The sequence below is a fragment of the Citrobacter sp. Cpo037 genome, assembly GCF_030332945.1.
Lineage (GTDB): Bacteria > Pseudomonadota > Gammaproteobacteria > Enterobacterales > Enterobacteriaceae > Citrobacter > Citrobacter portucalensis.
This window is the reverse complement of sequence record NZ_JAOWGW010000067.1, coordinates 19,517-40,063: the sequence shown is the minus strand read 5'-3', so window position 1 is coordinate 40,063 and position 20,547 is coordinate 19,517. Positions and strand designations below refer to the sequence as shown.

Below are 20,547 nucleotides of genomic sequence, written 5' to 3'. Positions count from 1 at the left end.
CGGATGAGCGTAGCGCATCCGGCAGATTTCTCTCTTACGCTTCCCGCTCAACCAGCTCGGGTTCTTCTTCCAGTAAACCTTCATCCTGCGCCAGCATCGCCGTTGCAATCCCGTTACCTAATACGTTGATTGCTGAACGTCCCATATCCAGGAAGTGGTCAATTCCCATCAGCAACAGGATCCCGGCGACCGGAATGTTAAAGCTCGGGATGGTTGCAGCCAACACTACCAGTGCTGAACGTGGCACACCGGCAATCCCTTTGGACGCCAGCATCAGCGTCAGCATCAGGACGGTGATTTCTGCGAAGGAGAGGTGAATATTATAGGCCTGCGCGATAAACATGGAGGCAAATGAACAGTAGACCATGGAACCGACCAGGTTAAACGAATAACCGATAGGCAGCACGAATGACACGATGTTGGGTGAGCAGCCAAATTTAGTTAATTGCTCCAGCGTTTTCGGATAAGCGGCCTCAGAGCTGCTGGTAGTGAATGCGACCAGAACCGGGTCTTTCAGCATGCTTACCAGGCGAAATACCTCTTTTTTCAGCATGACATAACCCACAGCCAGCAGAACCAGGCAGGTCAGTAAAATCGCCACATAGTAGCCGCCGATAAACGACGCATAGTTAAGCAGGATCCCCAGCCCCTGGGTGGAGATTACGGAAGAGATGGCGGCAAAAATAGCCAGCGGTGCAACGTACATCACGTAGCCAGTCACTTTCAGCATAATGTGGGAAACCACATCCAGCGCGGCAACCAGTGGAGCGTTAAATTTCTCTCCGAGCGATGCGCCACCAATACCGAAGAACATTGAGAACACCACAATTTGCAGGATCTCATTGTTAGCCATCGCTTCGGCGATGCTGGTTGGAATGGTATGCGTCAGAAAACCTTTCAGGCTCATGCCGCCCACGGCCAGGCCGGTGTCGGTGGCTTCCAGCGGGATCGCCAGGTTCAGCCCGCTGCCAGGTTGCTCAAGGGAAACCACAAACAGACCGACCAGGATAGACAATATAGAAGAGCTGATAAACCAGATCATCGCTTTGCCGCCCACGCGTCCGATGGTGGACGTTTCTCCCAGGCGCATAATACCAACTGTCAGGGTGCTGAATACTAAAGGCGCGATCACCATTTTAATCAGGCGTAAAAAGATGTCGGTAAGAAGCGTAATGTTATCGGCCCAGGCGGTCACAACGCCGGGGGAGGCATAAGAGTGGATCACCGCACCCGACAGGATCCCCGCCAGCATGAAGATCACGATAAACAACGTGAGTTTGTTTGCATTTGCCACTAAAAAGCCCTCAGTAAGGATTTAACATTTATTGATCGGTTACTCATTTTTTATACTTATTAAGTGGTAACGAGGTATTCATCATATAAATTGGATTAAAGCGTAAGCGGATACAACTTTTTTTAATTTTTTATCCATTTTGTTGTGGTATTTACGATGCGTATGTGTGATCTCAATCACATAAAAATGCGTACTTCGGCCATTCTGGCCGTGCTCATCGATGAAAATAAATGTTATTTACATGATAATTATGGTGTTTTTATGTGAATGATTTGTGGTTGCTGCGCACCCGTTTTATTTTCCCCTCGCCAGGCTTCACATCCCTTCAGGATTTCCTTTTCGCAAACGTAAAGTTATCTCAGCGAGTGCCGATAACGTTGATAACTTGTTTTCAGGAAGGTGCCTTATGTTTAACCGTATCCGCGTTGTCACAATGCTGATGATGGTGCTGGGGGTTTTCGCACTGCTACAGCTTGTTTCCGGTGGTCTGTTGTTTTCTTCATTGCAGCAGAATCAGCAAAGTTTTGTTATTTCTAACGATCTTCGACAGCAGCAAAGTGAACTCACCTCAACATGGGATCTGATGCTGCAGACACGAATCAATTTAAGCCGTTCTTCTGCGCGCATGATGATGGATGCGTCTAACCAGCAAAGCAGCGCTAAAAACGATCTGCTGAAGAATGCGAAAGCATCGCTGGCGCAGGCCGAAACGCATTACGCAAAATTTAAAAACATCACACCGTTGCCGGAAATGGCAGAAGCCAGCGGCAACGTCGAGGAAAAATATCAGCAGTACCATGCTGCCCTGGCAGAACTGGTTCAGTTTCTGGAAAGCGGCAATATGGATGCCTACTTCGCGCAGCCTACGCAGGGAATGCAAAACGCGCTCGGCGAGGCGCTGGGCAAGTACGCCAGCGTTAGCGAAAAGCTTTACGTCCAGGCATTTGATCAAAGCGCGCGGGATTACCATTTCGCCCAATGGCAGCTTGGCGTGTTGGCCGTCGTGCTGGTGCTGATTCTGGTGGTGGTCTGGTACGGCATCCGTCATACCCTGCTTAATCCTCTGTCCCGTGTCATTGCCCATATCCGGGAAATCGCCAGCGGTAACCTGACCGCAACTCTCGCTGTTAGCGGTCGTAACGAAATCGGCGAGCTGGCCAGTACGGTTGATCATATGCAGCGCTCCTTGACGGAAACCGTCACCCTGGTGCGTGAAGGCTCTGATGCGATTTATTCCGGTACCAGCGAAATTGCCAGCGGAAACACTGACCTTTCATCTCGTACGGAACAGCAGGCGTCTGCACTGGAAGAGACCGCAGCCAGCATGGAACAGCTGACCGCAACCGTGAAGCAAAACGCGGACAACGCGCGTCAGGCCTCGCAACTGGCGAAAAGCGCGTCCGATACCGCGCAGCATGGCGGCAAAGTGGTTGATAGCGTGGTGAACACCATGCACGAAATCGCCGATAGCTCGAAGAAAATCGCCGACATCATCAGCGTCATCGATGGCATTGCCTTTCAGACCAACATTCTCGCACTGAACGCGGCGGTTGAAGCAGCGCGTGCCGGTGAGCAAGGCCGCGGCTTTGCTGTGGTGGCGGGTGAAGTGCGTAATCTGGCAAGCCGCAGTGCGCAGGCGGCGAAAGAGATTAAGGCATTGATTGAAGATTCCGTTTCCCGGGTTGATACCGGTTCCGTACTGGTAGAAAGCGCCGGCGAAACGATGAACGATATCGTCAATGCCGTGACGCGGGTGACAGACATTATGGGCGAGATTGCCTCGGCATCTGACGAGCAAAGCCGGGGGATTGATCAGGTTGCGCTCGCGGTCTCTGAAATGGATCGTGTTACGCAGCAAAACGCCTCATTGGTACAGGAGTCAGCTGCCGCAGCGGCCGCTCTTGAAGAACAGGCCAGTCGCTTAACGCAGTCGGTATCGACTTTCCGTCTTGCGTCTCGTCCGGCGTCGACAAAACCACGCGATACACGATTACCTGCAGCCCCGAGCGCATCCTATCCGCGCCAGAGCATTGAACAAGATACCAATTGGGAAACATTTTGACTGATAGTTAAACCGCGGCCAGTGCCGCCCGATGGGAGCGTTGATGTTTAATCGTATTCGAATTTCGACCACGCTGTTTTTGATTTTGATCCTCTGCGGAGTTTTGCAGATTGGCAGTAATGGCTTGTCCTTCTGGGCATTTCGGGACGGTTTTCAGAACCTGAATCAGGTCGAACGGAGTAATCAGCAACGCGCTGCGCTGGCCCAAACCCGCGCTGTGTTATTACAGGCCAGTACGGCCCTTAATAAGGCAGGGACGCTGACTGCCCTGAGCTATCCGCCAGAGGACATCAAAACGCTGATGACCCTCGCGCGCGATAGCCTGACGCAGTCTGAATTGATGTTTAAACGCTTTATGGCGACGTCGGATTCGACGGAGCAAGGCAAGGCGCTGTTTGGCGCAACGGAGAATAGCTTCAGCCAGTGGCACAGCGCTCTCGCGCATCAGGCAACCTGGCTTGAAAACAATCAGTTGTCAGATTTTCTGACCGCGCCGGTGCAGGCGGCTCAGGATGCTTTTGATGCGAATGTGAATGCGTGGCAGAGCAACATTGACAGCGTGTTGCAAACGGCGGGGGAGCAGAGTCAGCGTAATTACCATATGTCGGGGGTGATTTTCGCCACCATGGTGGTACTGGCGGCACTGCTCACCAGCGGTGCGCTGTTCTGGTCACGCAAGATGATCGTTCAGCCGCTGGCGATTATTGGCAGCCATTTCGACAGTATTGCCGCGGGGAACCTGGCACGACCGGTAGCGGTTTATGGGCGCAATGAGATCTCGGCTATTTTTGCCAGCCTGCAGAAGATGCAAAAGGCGTTACGCGAAACGGTAAGTGACGTTCGTCAGGGCAGCTCAGCCATGCATAGCGGTATTTCAGAAATCGCGATGGGCAATAACGATTTGTCTTCACGGACTGAACAGCAGGCGGCTGCGCTGGCGCAAACGGCGGCCAGCATGGAACAACTGACCGCCACCGTCGGCCAGAACGCTGATAACGCACGCCAGGCGTCAGGAATCGCCAAAAGTGCGGCAGACACAGCGCATAAAGGTGGCGAGCAGACGTCCCGGGTCGCCAGCACCATGCATGAGATTTCTGCCAGCTCGCAGAAAATCGGCGACATTATCGGGGTGATTGACAGCATTGCCTTCCAGACCAATATCCTGGCGTTGAATGCCGCGGTAGAGGCCGCCAGAGCGGGGGAGCAAGGGCGTGGTTTTGCCGTCGTCGCCGGAGAAGTGCGCAATCTGGCAAGCCGTAGCGCACAGGCGGCGAAAGAAATTAAGGGACTGATTGAGGAATCCGTCACCCGGGTGCATCAGGGATCGCAACTGGTGGATATGGCGTCGCGCACTATGACGGAAATTGTCAGTTCGGTGACCCGGGTTAACGACATCATGGGCGAGATTGCCTCGGCATCCGATGAACAGCGCAGAGGCATTGAGCAGGTGGCGCAGGCCGTCAGCCAGATGGACTCCGTGACGCAGCAAAACGCCGGTCTGGTGGAAGAAGCCGCATCCGCCGCCGGACAACTTGCGACGCAGGCCGATCATCTTTCTGCTTGTGTCGCATTTTTTAAACTTGAAGAGCAAACCGTAGCAAAACAAGAGTTGGCGCAGCCTCAGGTTGCGCCCGTTGTATCCTGAATGTGATTGAGAAGGCGCTATGACATCATCTCTGCCCTCCGGGCAAACGTCATTATTGTTACAGATGACACAGCGCCTCGCGCTGTCTGACGCGCATTTTCGTCGGATATGTCAATTAATCTACCAGCGTGCGGGGATCGTACTGGCCGACCATAAGCGGGACATGGTTTATAACCGCCTGGTTCGTCGTCTGCGTACCCTGGGGCTGGATGACTTTGGTCGCTATCTCAGCATGCTGGAAGCTAACCAGAACAGTGCTGAGTGGCAGGCTTTTATTAACTCCCTGACGACCAACCTGACCGCGTTTTTTCGCGAAGGGCATCATTTTCCGGTGCTGTCAGATCATGCTCGTCGGCGCAACGGTGAATACCGCGTCTGGAGCGCGGCGGCGTCAACCGGAGAAGAACCCTACAGCATTGCGATTACGCTTGCCGATACCTTAGGTATGGCACCGGGCCGCTGGCGTGTTTTTGCCAGCGACATTGATACCGAAGTGCTGGAAAAGGCCAGAAATGGCATTTATCGCCTTGATGAGCTAAAGACGCTGTCACCCCAGCAGCTGCAGCGTTATTTCATGCGCGGCACCGGGCCGCATGAAGGGCTGGTACGCGTTCGGCAGGAACTGGCAGGGCATGTTGAATTTTCCAGCGTGAATTTACTGGATAAGCAGTACAACGTGCCAGGACCGTTCGACGCCATATTTTGTCGTAACGTGATGATCTATTTCGATAAAACGACTCAACAGGACATTTTGCACCGTTTTGTTCCACTTCTTAAACCTGACGGGCTGCTGTTTGCAGGTCATTCAGAAAACTTTAGCAACCTTGTGCGCGAGTTTAGCCTGCGTGGACAGACCGTGTATGCGCATGCGCCAGGTAAGGATAAAGCATGAGTAAAATCAGGGTGTTGTCGGTAGATGATTCTGCATTGATGCGTCAAATCATGACCGAAATTATTAACAGTCACAGTGATATGGAAATGGTGGCGACGGCGCCGGATCCGTTGGTCGCCCGGGATTTAATCAAAAAATACAATCCCGACGTCCTGACGCTGGACGTGGAAATGCCGCGCATGGACGGCCTCGACTTTCTTGAGAAGTTGATGCGTCTGCGTCCGATGCCGGTAGTCATGGTTTCTTCGCTGACCGGTAAAGGTTCAGAGGTCACGCTGCGGGCGCTGGAGCTGGGGGCGATTGATTTTGTCACCAAACCGCAACTGGGGATCCGCGAAGGAATGCTGGCGTATAGCGAGATGATTGCGGAGAAAATCCGCACCGCATCGCGGGCAAAACTGGCGGCCCATAAGCCCATGGCTGCACCGACGACCTTGAAGGCAGGGCCATTACTCAGTTCGGAAAAATTGCTGGTGATTGGGGCGTCAACCGGAGGAACAGAGGCAATTCGCCATGTACTCCAGCCATTGCCGCTTTCAAGTCCGGGTATTCTTATTACCCAGCATATGCCGCCAGGATTTACCCGTTCGTTCGCCGAACGTCTGAACAAACTGTGCCAGATAACCGTGAAAGAGGCAGAGGACGGAGAGCGCGTACTTCCAGGGCATGCGTATATCGCGCCGGGCGACAAGCATATGGAACTGGCGCGCAGCGGCGCGAACTATCAAATCAAAATTCATGACGGTCCGCCGGTTAATCGGCATCGGCCTTCAGTGGATGTGTTGTTCCATTCGGTGGCGAAACATGCGGGGCGCAATGCCGTCGGGGTGATCCTGACCGGTATGGGCAACGATGGCGCAGCCGGAATGTTAGCGATGAATCAGGCGGGAGCCTGGACCATTGCGCAAAACGAAGCAAGTTGTGTGGTGTTCGGCATGCCGCGCGAGGCCATCAATATGGGTGGCGTAAGCGAAGTGGTCGATCTTAGCCAGGTGAGCCAGCAAATGCTGGTGAAAATTAGTGCCGGACAGGCAATACGTATTTGAATCAGGAGTTTATTTTTATGGCGGATAAAGAGCTTAAGTTTTTGGTTGTGGATGACTTTTCCACCATGCGTCGCATCGTGCGTAACCTGCTTAAAGAGCTGGGATTCAACAATGTTGAAGAGGCTGAAGATGGCGTGGATGCGCTGAACAAGCTGCAGGCTGGGGGATTCGGCTTTGTTATTTCTGACTGGAACATGCCGAACATGGATGGACTGGAACTGCTGAAAACCATCCGTGCCGATGGCGGGATGGCTTCTCTGCCGGTGCTGATGGTCACGGCAGAAGCGAAAAAAGAGAACATCATTGCGGCAGCACAGGCAGGTGCCAGTGGCTATGTCGTGAAACCGTTCACGGCGGCGACGCTGGAAGAAAAACTGAATAAAATCTTTGAGAAACTGGGCATGTGAGGGTGTGATGATGATGCAACCACAAATTAAACCTGCTGACGAACACTCTGCAGGGGACATCATCGCGCGCATCGGCAGTTTGACCCGAATGCTGCGCGACAGCTTGCGTGAACTGGGGCTGGATCAGGCCATTGCCGAAGCGGCAGAAGCGATTCCTGATGCCCGCGATCGTCTCGATTATGTTGTGCAGATGACCGCGCAGGCGGCGGAGCGTGCGCTAAACAGCGTAGAAGCTTCGCAGCCGCATCAGGACGCGATGGAAAAAGGGGCCAAAGACCTGACCAAACGCTGGGATGAATGGTTCGAAAATCCGATCGAACTGTCCGATGCTCGTGAACTGGTCACCGATACCCGTCAGTTCCTTGGTGATGTGCCTGGACATACCAGCTTTACCAATGCCCAGTTGCTGGACATCATGATGGCGCAGGATTTCCAGGATCTCACCGGACAGGTCATCAAGCGCATGATGGATGTTATCCAGGAAATTGAACGTCAGCTGCTGATGGTTCTGTTGGAAAACATTCCGGAACAGGGCGCACGTCCAAAACGTGAAAACGAAAGCTTGCTTAACGGCCCGCAGGTTGACGCCTCGAAAGCCGGTGTAGTGGCAAGTCAGGATCAGGTTGACGACCTGCTGGATAGCCTCGGGTTCTGATGAGTATTTGCCGGATGTGAGGCGTGGGCCTCTCATCCGGCTTACGCGCAATTCTGCTTAAAGCCATAAATCCCGTCTTTTTTACCGCTTACTCTTCCCATTGCTGGATAGCTGTTCTGGCATCATTCTCGCCTATATCTCTATCCAGGGTCTGATGCGTGGCAGAAGAAAGCGACGACGACAAAACAGAAGCCCCCACACCCCACCGACTTGAAAAAGCGCGGGAAGAAGGGCAGATCCCCCGATCCAAAGAGCTAACCTCACTGCTTATTTTGCTGGTGGGTGTGTGCATTATCTGGATAGGTGGGGAGTCGCTTGCCCGCAGACTGGCTGGCATGCTGTCGGCCGGATTACGTTTTGACCATAGCATGGTTAACGACCCGAATCTGATCCTCAGCCAAATCATCCTGCTGATTAAAGACGCGATGATTGCGCTGTTGCCGTTGATTACCGGCGTCGTTTTGGTGGCTTTAATCTCCCCGGTGATGCTTGGCGGCTTGATTTTCAGCGGTAAATCCCTGCAACCCAAATTCTCGAAGCTGAATCCGCTGCCGGGCATTAAGCGCATGTTTTCCGCGCAAACCGGCGCAGAACTGCTCAAAGCGATACTGAAGTCCACGTTAGTGGGAAGCGTGGCCGGATTTTATCTCTGGCATAACTGGCCGGCGATGATGCGTCTGATGGCGGAGTCACCGATTACGGCGATGGGCAACGCCCTGGATTTAGTCGGTATGTGTGCACTACTGGTGGTACTTGGCGTTATTCCGATGGTGGGGTTCGACGTCTTTTTCCAGATCTATAGCCATGTGAAAAAGCTACGTATGTCGCGTCAGGATATCCGCGATGAATTTAAGCAAAGCGAAGGCGACCCGCACGTTAAGGGCAAAATTCGTCAAATGCAGCGCGCGGCCGCTCAGCGTCGCATGATGGCGGATGTGCCGAAAGCAGACGTTATTGTCACTAACCCTACGCACTACTCAGTGGCGTTGAAGTATGACGAGAACAAAATGAGTGCCCCGAAAGTTGTTGCGAAAGGGGCCGGGCTGGTTGCGCTGCGCATCCGTGAAATTGGCGCAGAGCACCGTGTCCCGACATTAGAAGCGCCGCCACTGGCGCGTGCGCTCTATCGCCATGCTGAAATTGGTCAGCAAATACCGGGTCAATTATATGCCGCCGTTGCTGAAGTACTGGCATGGGTATGGCAGCTAAAACGCTGGCGTCTGGCTGGCGGCAAGCGTCCACCACAACCTGAAAACCTTCCGGTGCCAGAAGCACTGGATTTCATGAACGAGAAGAATACTGATGGCTAATCTGGTCGCGATGCTGCGTCTGCCCAGCAACCTGAAATCCACGCAATGGCAAATCCTTGCCGGACCGATCCTCATCCTGCTGATCCTGTCGATGATGGTGCTGCCGCTGCCGGCTTTCGTCCTCGATTTGCTGTTCACATTTAACATTGCGCTGTCGATCATGGTGCTGCTGGTGGCGATGTTCACCCAGCGTACGCTGGAGTTTGCCGCATTCCCGACGATTTTGCTGTTTACCACATTATTACGCCTGGCGCTGAACGTCGCGTCGACCCGTATCATTTTGATGGAAGGACACACCGGCGCAGCGGCGGCGGGGAAGGTAGTTGAAGCCTTTGGTCACTTCCTGGTGGGTGGTAACTTCGCGATCGGTATCGTGGTCTTCGTGATTCTCGTCATCATTAACTTTATGGTAATCACTAAAGGTGCAGGACGTATCGCCGAGGTAGGCGCGCGCTTTGTACTGGACGGAATGCCCGGCAAGCAGATGGCGATTGATGCAGATTTGAATGCCGGTCTGATTGGCGAAGATGAAGCTAAAAAACGACGCTCGGAAGTGACCCAGGAAGCGGATTTTTACGGCTCAATGGACGGTGCGAGTAAATTCGTCCGTGGAGACGCCATCGCCGGGATTTTGATCATGGTGATCAACGTGGTCGGCGGTCTGTTAGTTGGGGTGTTGCAGCATGGTATGAGCATGGGCAGCGCTGCGGAAAGTTATACCCTGCTGACCATCGGTGACGGGCTGGTGGCACAAATTCCTGCGCTGGTTATCTCTACCGCGGCGGGCGTTATCGTGACCCGCGTGAGTACCGACCAGGACGTAGGCGAACAGATGGTGACCCAACTGTTCAGTAACCCCAGCGTCATGTTGCTCAGTGCGGCGGTACTTGGACTTTTGGGTCTGGTTCCGGGCATGCCGAACCTGGTGTTTCTGATGTTTACTGCCGCATTGTTGGCTCTGGCATGGTGGATGCGCGGTCGTGAGCAAAAAGCGCCAGATGAACCGCAGCCGGTGAAAATGCCGGAAAACAACTCCGTGGTGGAAGCCACATGGAACGACGTGCAGCTGGAAGATTCGCTGGGCATGGAGGTTGGTTACCGCCTGATCCCAATGGTGGATTTTCAACAAGATGGTGAGTTGCTGGGGCGAATTCGCAGTATTCGTAAGAAATTTGCCCAGGATATGGGCTTCCTGCCGCCGGTGGTACACATTCGAGACAATATGGATCTGCAGCCGGCCCGCTATCGAATTTTGATGAAAGGGGTAGAGATTGGCAGCGGTGACGCCTATCCGGGACGCTGGCTGGCCATTAACCCGGGTACTGCCGCCGGGTCGCTACCGGGTGAGAAAACGGTCGATCCGGCTTTCGGACTGGACGCTATCTGGATTGAAAGCGCATTGAAGGAACAGGCGCAGATTCAGGGTTTTACGGTGGTTGAAGCCAGTACTGTTGTCGCTACACATTTAAACCACCTGATTGGCCAGTTCGCCGCTGAGCTGTTTGGCCGTCAGGAAGCGCAGCAGTTACTGGATCGAGTGTCGCAGGAGATGCCAAAGCTGACGGAAGATCTGGTGCCGGGCGTTGTGACGCTCACCACGCTGCATAAAGTGCTGCAGAACTTACTGGACGAGAAAGTACCGATTCGCGATATGCGCACCATCCTTGAAACACTGGCGGAACATGCGCCGCTGCAAAACGATCCGCATGAGCTTACCGCGGTCGTCCGTGTTGCGTTAGGACGCGCTATCACTCAGCAGTGGTTCCCGGGTAATGAAGAGGTTCAGGTTATCGGTCTTGATACTCCGCTCGAGCGTTTGCTGCTGCAAGCGCTGCAGGGGGGCGGCGGCCTGGAGCCTGGGCTTGCAGACCGACTGCTGGCCCAGACTCAGGAAGCGCTGTCCCGGCAGGAAATGTTGGGCGCGCCGCCAGTCTTGCTGGTTAATCACGCGTTACGTCCGTTACTGGCGCGGTTTTTACGTCGCAGCATCCCGCAGTTGGTGGTGTTATCGAATATGGAGCTTTCCGATAACCGCCATATCCGCATGACGGCGACCATTGGAGGTAAATAATGCGTAAGTTACTGTGGTTGTTGTTTTTTCCTCTGGTGGCGCAGGCCGCTGGAGAAGGGGCCTGGCAGGCAAGCGGCATGGGGATCACCTTAAATCACCGTGGCCAGTCAGCCTCGTCTGATCCTTTGGTTCCCAGCCAGCCGGTCTCAGGCTTGATGACGCTGGTGGCCTGGCGCTATGAGCTGAATGGCCCCACGCCCGCAGGTTTGCGGGTGCGTTTATGTTCTCAGTCCCGTTGTGTTGAGCTGGACGGGCAAAGTGGGACCACCAACGGGTTCAATAACGTTCCGGCCATTGAACCGATGCATTTTGTCTGGGAGGTCCCCGGCGGTGGTCGCCTGATCCCCGCGTTACGCATTCAGAGCAATCAAGTGATTGTGAACTACCGTTAACACCCTCCGTCATTCAGACCAGCAGTTGAAACTGCTGGTTGTTTCAACATTTCAGTCTCTCACTCAATTAAATAGAAACGCCGTTTTATAAAATAAGTGACGTACGTTGCCGGACTCTTTGTATTCTTGCCATTTAACGAATCCTTCTGGCAGAAATAGAAAGGTTTCACTTCCCGTTAGCTTTTACTGTGACCCTATAAGGATGCCCATTGTCAAAGCGAGGATTGCGGGGCCTCCAAAAAAGCTGCTGCGCCGTAACAGGGGCAAGTCTCAGCATTGAATCCGACATTGACAGAGGTTAAGTAAATGATTGTTTACCCGGTTAAACATAGCCCGTTATTGCGCCAGCCAGAACATTTTATTGCCAGGGATGAATTAAAAACGCTGATCAAAAAGGTGACGCATAACCTGGTCAATATTCATGACGAAACCGGTGAGTTCTTGCTGCGTCTGGACGATGGACGCGTAATTGATACTAAAGGCTGGGCGGGATGGGAGTGGACACATGGCGTCGGCCTGTACGGGATGTATCAGTACTATCTGCAAACCGGCGATGAAACAATGCGCGATATCATCGATAGCTGGTTTGCCGATCGCTTTGCTGAAGGGGCAACCACCAAAAACGTGAACACCATGGCGCCATTTTTAACGTTGGCGTATCGCTTTGAAGAGACGCGTAACCCAGCGTATCTGCCGTGGCTCGACAGCTGGGCGGAGTGGGCAATGCATGAGATGCCGCGTACCGAATTTGGTGGTATGCAACACATCACGCTGGCGGAAGAAAACCATCAACAGATGTGGGATGACACGCTGATGATGACGGTTTTACCGCTGGCGAAGATTGGCAAGCTACTCAATCGCCCGGACTACATCGAAGAGGCAACGTATCAGTTCCTGCTGCACGTGCAAAACCTGATGGATAAAGAAACGGGGCTGTGGTTCCACGGCTGGAGCTATGAAGGAAATCATAACTTTGCTAATGCCCGCTGGGCGCGTGGCAACAGTTGGTTAACTATCGTGATCCCGGACTTCCTCGAATTACTTGATTTACCGGAAAACAATGCTGTTCACCGCTATCTGGTACAGGTCCTGAACGCGCAAATCGCGGCGCTGGCGAAATGCCAGGATGAAAGTGGGTTGTGGCATACCTTGCTGGACGACCCTCAGTCGTATCTGGAAGCATCGGCAACTGCCGGATTTGCCTATGGGATCCTCAAAGCAGTACGTAAACGCTATGTTGGGCAAGAGTATGCGCTGGTGGCCGAAAAAGCCATTCGCGGCATTGTGCAGCATATTTCACCGGAAGGTGAACTGCTGCACACCTCGTTTGGTACCGGGATGGGACATAATCTTGATTTCTACCGCAACATCCCTCGGACCTCCATGCCTTACGGACAGGCGATGGCGATGCTGTGCCTTACCGAATACTTGCGAAAGTATTTTTGATATCGGTATTCAATGGCGATACCGCTATCGGACCTGATTGTTCAGTCGTCACTGTTTGTACCGTGTTGTCCTGCGGGGCAAACAGATGATCCATGATTTGACGCATAACCGGCGCGGCGGTGACACCATCACTGCCGCCGTTTTCCAGAATTAACGCCACCGCGACCTTCGGGTTCTTATAGGGTGCAAATGCGGTATAGAACACGTGGTCGCGCAAGCGGACAGGGATCATCTTCGCATTGTAGGTCTGATTTTCTTTCAGGCTAAAGACCTGCGAGGTGCCGCTTTTTGCCGCAATGCCGTAAGGCGCGGTGTGAAAGAACTTATAACCTGTACCATTTGGTTCATTCGCCATGCCGAACATCGCCTGACGCACCAGTCCCCAGTAGGGCGATGAGGCCGAGGCGATTTGTGAAGGTGCTTCTGGAGCCTGATACGGCGTGATGGTTTTGCCGCTCTCTTCATCGAGCAGCAGGTGAGGGACGATAACCTTGCCGTTGTTAATCAGTGCGACCATGGCTTTTACCATCTGGATAGGCGTGGCAATCCAGTAGCCCTGACCGATGCCAACTGAAATAGTGTCCCCCTGATACCAGGCTTTTTTGTGTACTTTTTGCTTCCATTCACGGCTCGGGAGCAGGCCGTTATACTCCTCATCAAGATCGATGCCGGTCGGTTTACCGTAACCAAACTGGCTGAGCATGCTGTTAATCCGGTCGATCCCCATCATATACGCTACCTGATAGAAGAACGTATCGGCAGACTCTTCTATCGCTTTGGTGACATCCAACATACCGTGGCCCGTTTTTTTCCAGTCACGGTAATGTCGCTCGGTGCCGGGTAGCGTCCAGGTAGGGGCACCGAAGAAACTGGTCTGCGGCGTGATCACACCGTTCAGTAATGCCGACATCGCCATATACGGTTTGACCGTTGAAGCGGGAGGGTACAATCCCTGCGTGACGCGGTTGATTAATGGCAGGTCTTTATCCTGGAGTAGCTTGTTATAGTCCTGATAGCTGATGCCTTTGACAAATGGATTAGGGTCGTAGCTGGGGTTTGAGACCATCGCCAGTACGGAACCGTCGTGTGGATCTTCAACCAAAACGGCGGCACGCTGGCCAGCCAACAAGCTCTCAATGTATTGCTGTAAATGTAAATCCAGCGTCAGATGGATATCTTTTCCGGCAACGGGCGGCACATCTTTGATCAGGCGTACGATGCGTCCGTGGTTATCTACTTCCACCTCCTGATAACCGGTCTTTCCATGCAGTTCGTTTTCGTAATAGCGCTCAATACCTTGCTTACCGATGTTGTGATCGGCGGCGTAGTTCTCCGCCAGACCTTTTTGATCCAGTGCTTTCAGGTCGTTGTCATTGATTTTTGAAACATAACCCAGGACATGCGCCAGCGCCGCGCCATAGGGATACTGGCGGTCTTCGTAACTATTGATGTTGACGCCGCTAAAATGAAACTGGTTTACCGAGAAACGGGCGATTTCGACATCGGTTAGCGCATTTTTTAGCACCACAGGACGATAGCGGCTGCTGGTTTTCAGCTCATGGCGAAACTGGTCTATGTCATCAGGAGTGAGGTCAACGATCGGCGTGAGCTGCTGGAGTAACGCATTCATATCGCTGATTTTATACGGCGTAACAGAAATATCGTACCAGGTAACGTTGCGCACTAGCGGGATGCCGTTGCGATCGTAAATCATGCCGCGCGTTGGGGCGACGGGCAGCATTTTGATGTCGTTTGCATTCGACCGGGTGGTGTAATACTGGTGCTGACAGATTTGTAAGTTATACAGATTGTAAATCAGGATGCCAAAACAGATGACTACCAGGCCAAAGGCCACCAATACACGCCGCTGGAAGAGCTTTTCTTCCGCCTCAAAATCTCTGAATGTCATTGACCCGTACCCGATTAATTCGCCGCCTAATGATACGGAGGCTTAGACGGGATGACAGGCAAAAGATGTTCCATATCTCTAGGGAAATGTGTCATTCCTTGTGGGTTGTTACAAATTACAGTGAACGTAGCCGTTTCTCGTCGGCCTGATAGTGCTGCCTACGAGGGCGGTAATTCGGGGAAATAAAAAAACCCGCGACATAGCGCGGGCTTTCATATTACTTGAGGTGATTACATACGTTCTACTGTTTCGATACCCAGTGTATCCAGACCCAGCTTCAGCGTTTTCGCCGTCAGCTGTGCCAGTTTCAGTCGGCTGTTACGAATCTCTTCGTTTTCAGCGCTGAGAATAGGGCAGTGCTCGTAGAAGCCGGAGAACAGACCAGCAACGTCGTACAGGTAAGCACACATCACGTGTGGCGTACCTTCACGTGCAACGACGGTCAGCGTTTCTTCAAACTGCAGCAGACGTGCCGCCAGTTGAGCCTCGCGATCTTCGCTGATGACGACCTGCGCATTTGCCAGCGCGCTTTCGTCGATATCTGCTTTACGGAACACGGACAGTACGCGGGTATAAGCGTACTGCATATATGGCGCGGTGTTACCTTCGAACGCCAGCATGTTGTCCCAGTCGAAGATGTAGTCGGTAGTACGGTTTTTGGACAGATCCGCGTATTTCACTGCGCCGATACCGACCGCATTTGCCAGTTTTTCTAGTTCGTCGGCAGGCATGTCTGGGTTCTTCTCCGCGACCAGACGACGTGCGCGCTCCAGCGCTTCATCCAGCAGATCGGCCAGTTTAACCGTGCCGCCCGCGCGGGTTTTGAACGGTTTACCATCTTTGCCCAGCATCATACCGAACATGTGGTGTTCCAGCGGCACTGAATCCGGCACATAACCGGCTTTACGTACGATGGTCCAGGCCTGCATTAAGTGCTGATGCTGGCGAGAGTCGATGTAATAAAGAACGCGATCGGCATGCAGGGTTTCGTAACGATACTTGGCGCAGGCGATGTCGGTTGTGGTGTAGAGATAGCCGCCATCTTTCTTCTGAATGATAACGCCCATCGGTTCGCCTTCCTTGTTCTTATACTCATCAAGGAATACGACGGTAGCGCCTTCGCTTTCAACAGCCAGCCCTTTCGCCTTCAGATCGGCGACGATGCCAGGCAGCATCGGGTTGTACAGGCTCTCGCCCATGACGTCGTCACGGGTCAGGGTAACGTTGAGGCGATCGTAGGTTAACTGGTTCTGCGACATGGTAATGTCGACCAGTTTGCGCCACATCTCGCGGAAGTATTCGTCACCGCCTTGCAGTTTCACAACATAACTACGGGCGCGTTCCGCGAAGGCTTCATCTTCGTCGTAATGTTTTTTCGCATCACGGTAGAAACCTTCCAGGTCAGCCAGCGCCATCTCTCCGGCATTTTCCTGCTGCTGTTTTTCCAGCCATGCGATGAGCATACCGAACTGAGTACCCCAGTCGCCGACGTGGTTAGCGCGAATAACGTTGTGACCGAGGAACTCCAGCGTACGCACCGCCGCGTCACCGATGATGGTGGAACGCAGGTGACCAACGTGCATCTCTTTCGCTACGTTAGGCGCGGAGTAGTCAACCACGACGGTTTGTTTAGCCGGTTGAGTGACGCCCAGACGATCGGAAGCCAGCGCCTGCTGAACGTGCTGCGCCAGAAATGCCGGATCGAGAAAAATATTGATAAAGCCCGGGCCTGCAATTTCAACTTTGCTGGCAATCCCGTTGAGATCCAGATGAGTCAGCACCTGCTCAGCCAGTTGTCGCGGCGCCATACCCAGTTTTTTAGCGACAGCCATCATGCCGTTAGCTTGATAGTCGCCGAACTGTACTTTTGCTGACTGACGAACCTGCGGTTCGCAATCTGCAGGCGCACCTGCAGCAATCATGGCCTGACTGACTTTTTCTGAGAGAAGAGCCTGAATATTCACCGGAATACCTTACATTTATGAAGCGGCCTAAAATTCACCGCACCAGTTTAAGAATTAAGGGCGGGAGTATACTGCAAATGCCCGTTGCCGTCAGCATTGTGTGTACCGCCAGTAGCCTGAAATATAAACAATGCAATGGCGTAAATTTATTCATGATGTGTTCGGAGAAAACAGCGGTTGGATGGCGCAGCGCAACAGAGTAAATTAGCGACTTTGAACATGGATATGAGCTTTTAATATGGCGAACTGGCAAACCGTTGCAGAACTACAGGATATTTCTGCAGATTTACCGCATTTCACGCAGGCATTAACGGAACTTTCTACCCGTCTTGGGCTGGATATCACAGGCCTGGAAGCCGATCACATTTCCTTGCGTTGCCATCAAAATACCACCGCAGAGCGCTGGCGTCGTGGGTTTGAACAGTGCGGTGAATTGTTGTCAGAAAACATCATTAACGGCAGACCTATTTGTCTTTTTAAACTGCATGAGCCGGTTTGTGTGCAACATTGGCAATTTTCCATCGTCGAACTGCCGTGGCCGGGCGAAAAACGCTACCCACATGAAGGCTGGGAACATATTGAAATTGTTCTGCCGGGAGAGGCGGAAACGCTGAATGCGCGCGCGCTGGCGCTGCTTTCCGATCACGGTCTGAGTCAACCGGGCATTTTTGTGAAAACCAGCTCGCCAAAAGGAGAGCGTGAGCGTTTACCGAATCCGACGCTGGCGGTTAGCGATGGCAGCGTGACGATAAAATTCCATCCGTGGTCGATTGAAACCATTGTGGCAAGCGAACGTCAGGAGTGAGCATGGCTATACTGGAAATCTGCTGTTACAGCATGGAGTGCGCGCGCACGGCGCAGCAAAACGGCGCGGATCGTATTGAGCTTTGTTCGGCACCCAAAGAAGGGGGCTTAACGCCGTCACTGGGTGTCTTGCGTTCTGTTCGCCAGCACATTTCGATTCCCGTCAATCCCATTATTCGCCCACGTGGAGGGGACTTTTGCTACACCGAAGGTGAATTCGCTGCAATGCTGGATGATATTGCGATGGTCAGGGAACTGGGATTCTCAGGGCTGGTGACCGGCATTTTAGATGCGGATGGCAATGTCGATATGCCGCGCATGGAGAAAATAATGATTGCCGCCGGTTCGCTGCAAGTCACTTTTCATCGGGCCTTTGATATGTGTGCTAACCCACTCAATGCGCTTAAAAAATTAGCTGATTTGGGTGTTGCCAGAGTACTCACTTCAGGGCAAAAATCAGATGCGGCGCAAGGTTTAACAAAAATAATGGAACTTATTGCGCAGCCCGGTGCTCCAATCATTATGGCCGGAGCGGGGGTTCGCGCCTCGAATTTGTCCCTGCTCCTTGATGCTGGAGTGCAGGAAGTCCACAGTTCTGCCGGAGTATGGCTGGCTTCACCAATGCGTTATCGCAATTCGGGGTTGTCGATGTCTTCGGATGCGCAGGCGGATGAGTATTCGCGCTATGCGGTAGACGGGGCGGCGGTTGCTGAAATGAAAGCAATCATTGCACACCATCAGGCCAACTGATTTTACCGTTGCATCATGTCGCCCAATATGATGCTTGCTCGTACCAGGCCCCTGCAATTTCAACAGGGGCCTTTTTTTATCCTTTTATGACTGATGGCGGCGATGCCTTATCAGGCCTACGGGAGTTGTAGGCCCGGTACGCGTAGCGTCACCGGGCAATCCATCACGGCTTACGCGCAATCAAGACCGCACGCAGCGGGGCGGGGTAACCTTCTACCGTTTTGCTGTGGTCGTTCGGGTCGAGGAAGTCGGCCAGTGACTCGGTTACCATCCACTCAGTGCGGCGCTGCTCTTCGGTGGTGGTGACGCAGACATCGGCGATGCGCACATCAACAAAACCACATTTTTCCAGCCAGTTTTTTAGCGCCAGCGCAGACGGAATAAAGTAGACGTTACGCATCTGCGCGTAGCGATCGCCCGGCACCAGTACGGTATTTTCATCACCTTCGACGACCAGCGTTTCCAGCACCAGTTCGCCATCTTTAACCAACTGATCTTTTAACTGCCACAGGTGTTCCAGCGGCGAGCGGCGGTGATAAAGCACGCCCATGGAGAACACAGTGTCAAAGGCGTTGAGCGCTGGAAGTTGCTCAATACCCAGCGGCAGCAGGTGAGCACGCTGGTCATTGCCCAGCAGTTTACGCACCGCCTCAAACTGGCACAGGAACAGTTGCGTAGGATCGATGCCAACCGCCAGATGCGCCCCCGCGCCAATCATGCGCCACATGTGATAGCCACTACCGCAGCCGACGTCAAGAATGGTCCGCCCGGTGAGATCAGACAAGTGCGGCAGGACACGATCCCATTTCCAGTCGGAACGCCATTCGGTATCGATGTTGACGCCGTACAGCGAGTACGGTCCTTTACGCCATGGCATCAGGTTCCGCATCAGGGTGTCGATGCGTTTAAGCTGGCCTTCGCTGAGCGGTTCTTTACTTTCTGCGGTAACGCTGTGTAGTAAGTCCAGACGATGCGGCATCAGCTCGGGCAGAAACTCGACGGCGTTTGACCATTGCTTAAAAAGACCGTGCTGATCGCGCTGCCAGGCAGCGATTTGCGCCGGAAGCGTTTCCAGCCAATGGGACAGATGATTTTTGGCAATCAACTGATAAAAGTTACCAAAATCGATCATGCGCTAACCTCAGCTTTCAACGCCACCAGAGAGCCAAAGTTGAAGCACTGGAACCACAATTCGCTGTGCTCAAAGCCGGCCTGATGCAGTCGCGCTTTGTGCGTTTCTACCGAGTCGGTCAGCATCACGTTTTCCAGCATGCTGCGTTTCTGGCTAATTTCCAGTTCGCTGTAGCCATTGGCCCGTTTAAAGTCGTGGTGCATGTTGAACAGCAACTCGCCAACGTTAGCGTCTTCGAAACTGAATTTTTCAGACAGCACCAGCGCGCCGCCGGGATTCAACCCTTGATAAATCTTATCCAACAATGCCTGGCGCTCAGGTGGCTCAAGGAATTGCAGGGTAAAATTCAGCACCACCATCGAGGCGTTTTCGATAGTAATGTTGCGAATATCGCCTTCGACAACCTCAACCGGGGTCGGTGCCTTATAGGCATCAATATGACGACGGCAGCGCTCAACCATCGCCGGGGAGTTATCGACGGCAATAATTTTGCAATTCTCGTGATGAATATTGCGACGCACCGAGAGCGTCGCCGCGCCCAGAGAACAGCCCAGATCGTAGACCTGCGTGTTGGGTTGTACGAAACGTTCGGCCAGCATGCCAATCATAGATATGATATTGGAATAGCCAGGAACGGAACGCTGGATCATATCCGGGAAGACTTCAGCTACCCGTTCATCAAAGGTCCAGTCACCCAGACTGGCGATAGGCGCAGAAAAAAGCGTGTCGCGGTGAGACATAACGTAAAAATCCGGGAAAAATAAAGTG

General features: G+C 53.1%; 17 protein-coding genes. 12 read left to right on the top strand and 5 right to left on the bottom strand.

The features are described 5' to 3' along the window. Positions 1-34: 34 nt before the first annotated feature. Positions 35-1,294, bottom strand: coding sequence for a dicarboxylate/amino acid:cation symporter (locus OGX94_RS15470; protein ID WP_003833882.1), 1,260 nt, complete (start codon positions 1,292-1,294; stop codon positions 35-37). A 406-nt stretch (positions 1,295-1,700) separates the two neighbouring features. On the opposite strand from OGX94_RS15470, the gene tar reads away from it, so the two are divergent. The 10 genes from tar to bglB all read left to right on the top strand — a co-directional run bounded on the left by tar (position 1,701) and on the right by bglB (position 13,220). Continuing rightward, complete coding sequence (gene tar / locus OGX94_RS15465) at positions 1,701-3,356, top strand: methyl-accepting chemotaxis protein II (RefSeq protein ID WP_003833879.1); 1,656 nt, start codon at positions 1,701-1,703, stop codon at positions 3,354-3,356. A gap of 43 nt (positions 3,357-3,399) precedes the next feature. Further along, a complete protein-coding gene (tap, locus tag OGX94_RS15460; protein ID WP_103014296.1) occupies positions 3,400-5,001 on the top strand; it encodes a methyl-accepting chemotaxis protein IV in 1,602 nt (533 codons plus the stop codon). A 19-nt stretch (positions 5,002-5,020) separates the two neighbouring features. Then, positions 5,021-5,893, top strand: a complete 873-nt coding sequence (gene cheR / locus OGX94_RS15455) for a protein-glutamate O-methyltransferase CheR (RefSeq protein ID WP_003833874.1) — start codon at positions 5,021-5,023, stop codon at positions 5,891-5,893. After that, on the top strand, positions 5,890-6,939 hold the full coding sequence (locus OGX94_RS15450) for a protein-glutamate methylesterase/protein-glutamine glutaminase (RefSeq protein WP_003833872.1): 1,050 nt from the start codon (positions 5,890-5,892) through the stop codon (positions 6,937-6,939). The genes cheR and OGX94_RS15450 overlap by 4 nt, the downstream gene beginning before the upstream one ends. Before the next feature lie 17 nt (positions 6,940-6,956). Continuing rightward, complete coding sequence (cheY, locus tag OGX94_RS15445; protein ID WP_003034656.1) at positions 6,957-7,346, top strand: chemotaxis response regulator CheY; 390 nt, start codon at positions 6,957-6,959, stop codon at positions 7,344-7,346. Positions 7,347-7,356: 10 nt separating this feature from the next. Further along, a complete protein-coding gene (gene cheZ, locus OGX94_RS15440; RefSeq protein WP_003034659.1) occupies positions 7,357-8,001 on the top strand; it encodes a protein phosphatase CheZ in 645 nt (214 codons plus the stop codon). A gap of 158 nt (positions 8,002-8,159) precedes the next feature. Continuing rightward, positions 8,160-9,311: a flagellar biosynthesis protein FlhB gene (flhB, locus tag OGX94_RS15435; RefSeq protein ID WP_003833866.1), complete on the top strand. Its 1,152-nt coding sequence runs from the start codon at positions 8,160-8,162 to the stop codon at positions 9,309-9,311. Beyond that, a complete protein-coding gene (gene flhA, locus OGX94_RS15430) occupies positions 9,304-11,382 on the top strand; it encodes a flagellar biosynthesis protein FlhA (protein ID WP_003833865.1) in 2,079 nt (692 codons plus the stop codon). The genes flhB and flhA overlap by 8 nt, the downstream gene beginning before the upstream one ends. Further along, entirely contained in the window at positions 11,382-11,774 is a 393-nt protein-coding gene (gene flhE, locus OGX94_RS15425) for a flagellar protein FlhE (RefSeq protein WP_003833862.1), read from the top strand. Before flhA ends, flhE begins: the two co-directional genes overlap by 1 nt. Before the next feature lie 306 nt (positions 11,775-12,080). Continuing rightward, on the top strand, positions 12,081-13,220 hold the full coding sequence (gene bglB, locus OGX94_RS15420; RefSeq protein ID WP_257661889.1) for a beta-galactosidase BglB: 1,140 nt from the start codon (positions 12,081-12,083) through the stop codon (positions 13,218-13,220). Here bglB and mrdA2 read toward each other — a convergent pair. Both mrdA2 and argS read right to left on the bottom strand, forming a co-directional pair. After that, positions 13,192-15,129 carry a peptidoglycan DD-transpeptidase MrdA2 gene (gene mrdA2 / locus OGX94_RS15415; protein WP_003833859.1) on the bottom strand — a complete coding sequence of 646 codons (1,938 nt, stop codon included), beginning with the start codon at positions 15,127-15,129 and terminating at the stop codon, positions 13,192-13,194. The two genes, bglB and mrdA2, sit on opposite strands and share 29 nt — an antisense overlap. A 230-nt stretch (positions 15,130-15,359) precedes the next feature. After that, positions 15,360-17,093: an arginine--tRNA ligase gene (argS, locus tag OGX94_RS15410; protein ID WP_003833857.1), complete on the bottom strand. Its 1,734-nt coding sequence runs from the start codon at positions 17,091-17,093 to the stop codon at positions 15,360-15,362. A 238-nt stretch (positions 17,094-17,331) separates the two neighbouring features. On the opposite strand from argS, the gene OGX94_RS15405 reads away from it, so the two are divergent. Further along, positions 17,332-17,898 (top strand): VOC family protein, encoded by a 567-nt coding sequence (locus tag OGX94_RS15405; protein WP_003833855.1) that lies wholly within the window; start codon positions 17,332-17,334, stop codon positions 17,896-17,898. A gap of 2 nt (positions 17,899-17,900) precedes the next feature. Then, the gene (gene cutC, locus OGX94_RS15400) at positions 17,901-18,647 is read left to right on the top strand and encodes a copper homeostasis protein CutC (protein ID WP_257661890.1); all 747 of its coding nucleotides are present in this window, start codon (positions 17,901-17,903) and stop codon (positions 18,645-18,647) included. A gap of 163 nt (positions 18,648-18,810) precedes the next feature. On the opposite strand, the gene cmoB is transcribed toward cutC, so the two are convergent. Together cmoB and cmoA are read right to left on the bottom strand one after the other, a co-directional pair. Further along, positions 18,811-19,779 (bottom strand): tRNA 5-methoxyuridine(34)/uridine 5-oxyacetic acid(34) synthase CmoB, encoded by a 969-nt coding sequence (gene cmoB / locus OGX94_RS15395; protein WP_125112494.1) that lies wholly within the window; start codon positions 19,777-19,779, stop codon positions 18,811-18,813. Beyond that, complete coding sequence (gene cmoA, locus OGX94_RS15390) at positions 19,776-20,519, bottom strand: carboxy-S-adenosyl-L-methionine synthase CmoA (protein ID WP_003034686.1); 744 nt, start codon at positions 20,517-20,519, stop codon at positions 19,776-19,778. Before cmoA ends, cmoB begins: the two co-directional genes overlap by 4 nt. Between the last annotated feature and the right edge of the window lie 28 nt (positions 20,520-20,547).

Coding starts and splice junctions, on each gene's coding strand:
- tar (WP_003833879.1), top strand. CDS start 1,701: ATGTTTAACCGTATCCGCGTTGTCACAATGCTGATGATGGTGCTGGGG.
- tap (WP_103014296.1), top strand. CDS start 3,400: ATGTTTAATCGTATTCGAATTTCGACCACGCTGTTTTTGATTTTGATC.
- cheR (WP_003833874.1), top strand. CDS start 5,021: ATGACATCATCTCTGCCCTCCGGGCAAACGTCATTATTGTTACAGATG.
- OGX94_RS15450 (WP_003833872.1), top strand. CDS start 5,890: ATGAGTAAAATCAGGGTGTTGTCGGTAGATGATTCTGCATTGATGCGT.
- cheY (WP_003034656.1), top strand. CDS start 6,957: ATGGCGGATAAAGAGCTTAAGTTTTTGGTTGTGGATGACTTTTCCACC.
- cheZ (WP_003034659.1), top strand. CDS start 7,357: ATGATGCAACCACAAATTAAACCTGCTGACGAACACTCTGCAGGGGAC.
- flhA (WP_003833865.1), top strand. CDS start 9,304: ATGGCTAATCTGGTCGCGATGCTGCGTCTGCCCAGCAACCTGAAATCC.
- flhE (WP_003833862.1), top strand. CDS start 11,382: ATGCGTAAGTTACTGTGGTTGTTGTTTTTTCCTCTGGTGGCGCAGGCC.
- bglB (WP_257661889.1), top strand. CDS start 12,081: ATGATTGTTTACCCGGTTAAACATAGCCCGTTATTGCGCCAGCCAGAA.
- mrdA2 (WP_003833859.1), bottom strand. CDS start 15,129: ATGACATTCAGAGATTTTGAGGCGGAAGAAAAGCTCTTCCAGCGGCGT.
- OGX94_RS15405 (WP_003833855.1), top strand. CDS start 17,332: ATGGCGAACTGGCAAACCGTTGCAGAACTACAGGATATTTCTGCAGAT.
- cutC (WP_257661890.1), top strand. CDS start 17,901: ATGGCTATACTGGAAATCTGCTGTTACAGCATGGAGTGCGCGCGCACG.
- cmoB (WP_125112494.1), bottom strand. CDS start 19,779: ATGATCGATTTTGGTAACTTTTATCAGTTGATTGCCAAAAATCATCTG.
- cmoA (WP_003034686.1), bottom strand. CDS start 20,519: ATGTCTCACCGCGACACGCTTTTTTCTGCGCCTATCGCCAGTCTGGGT.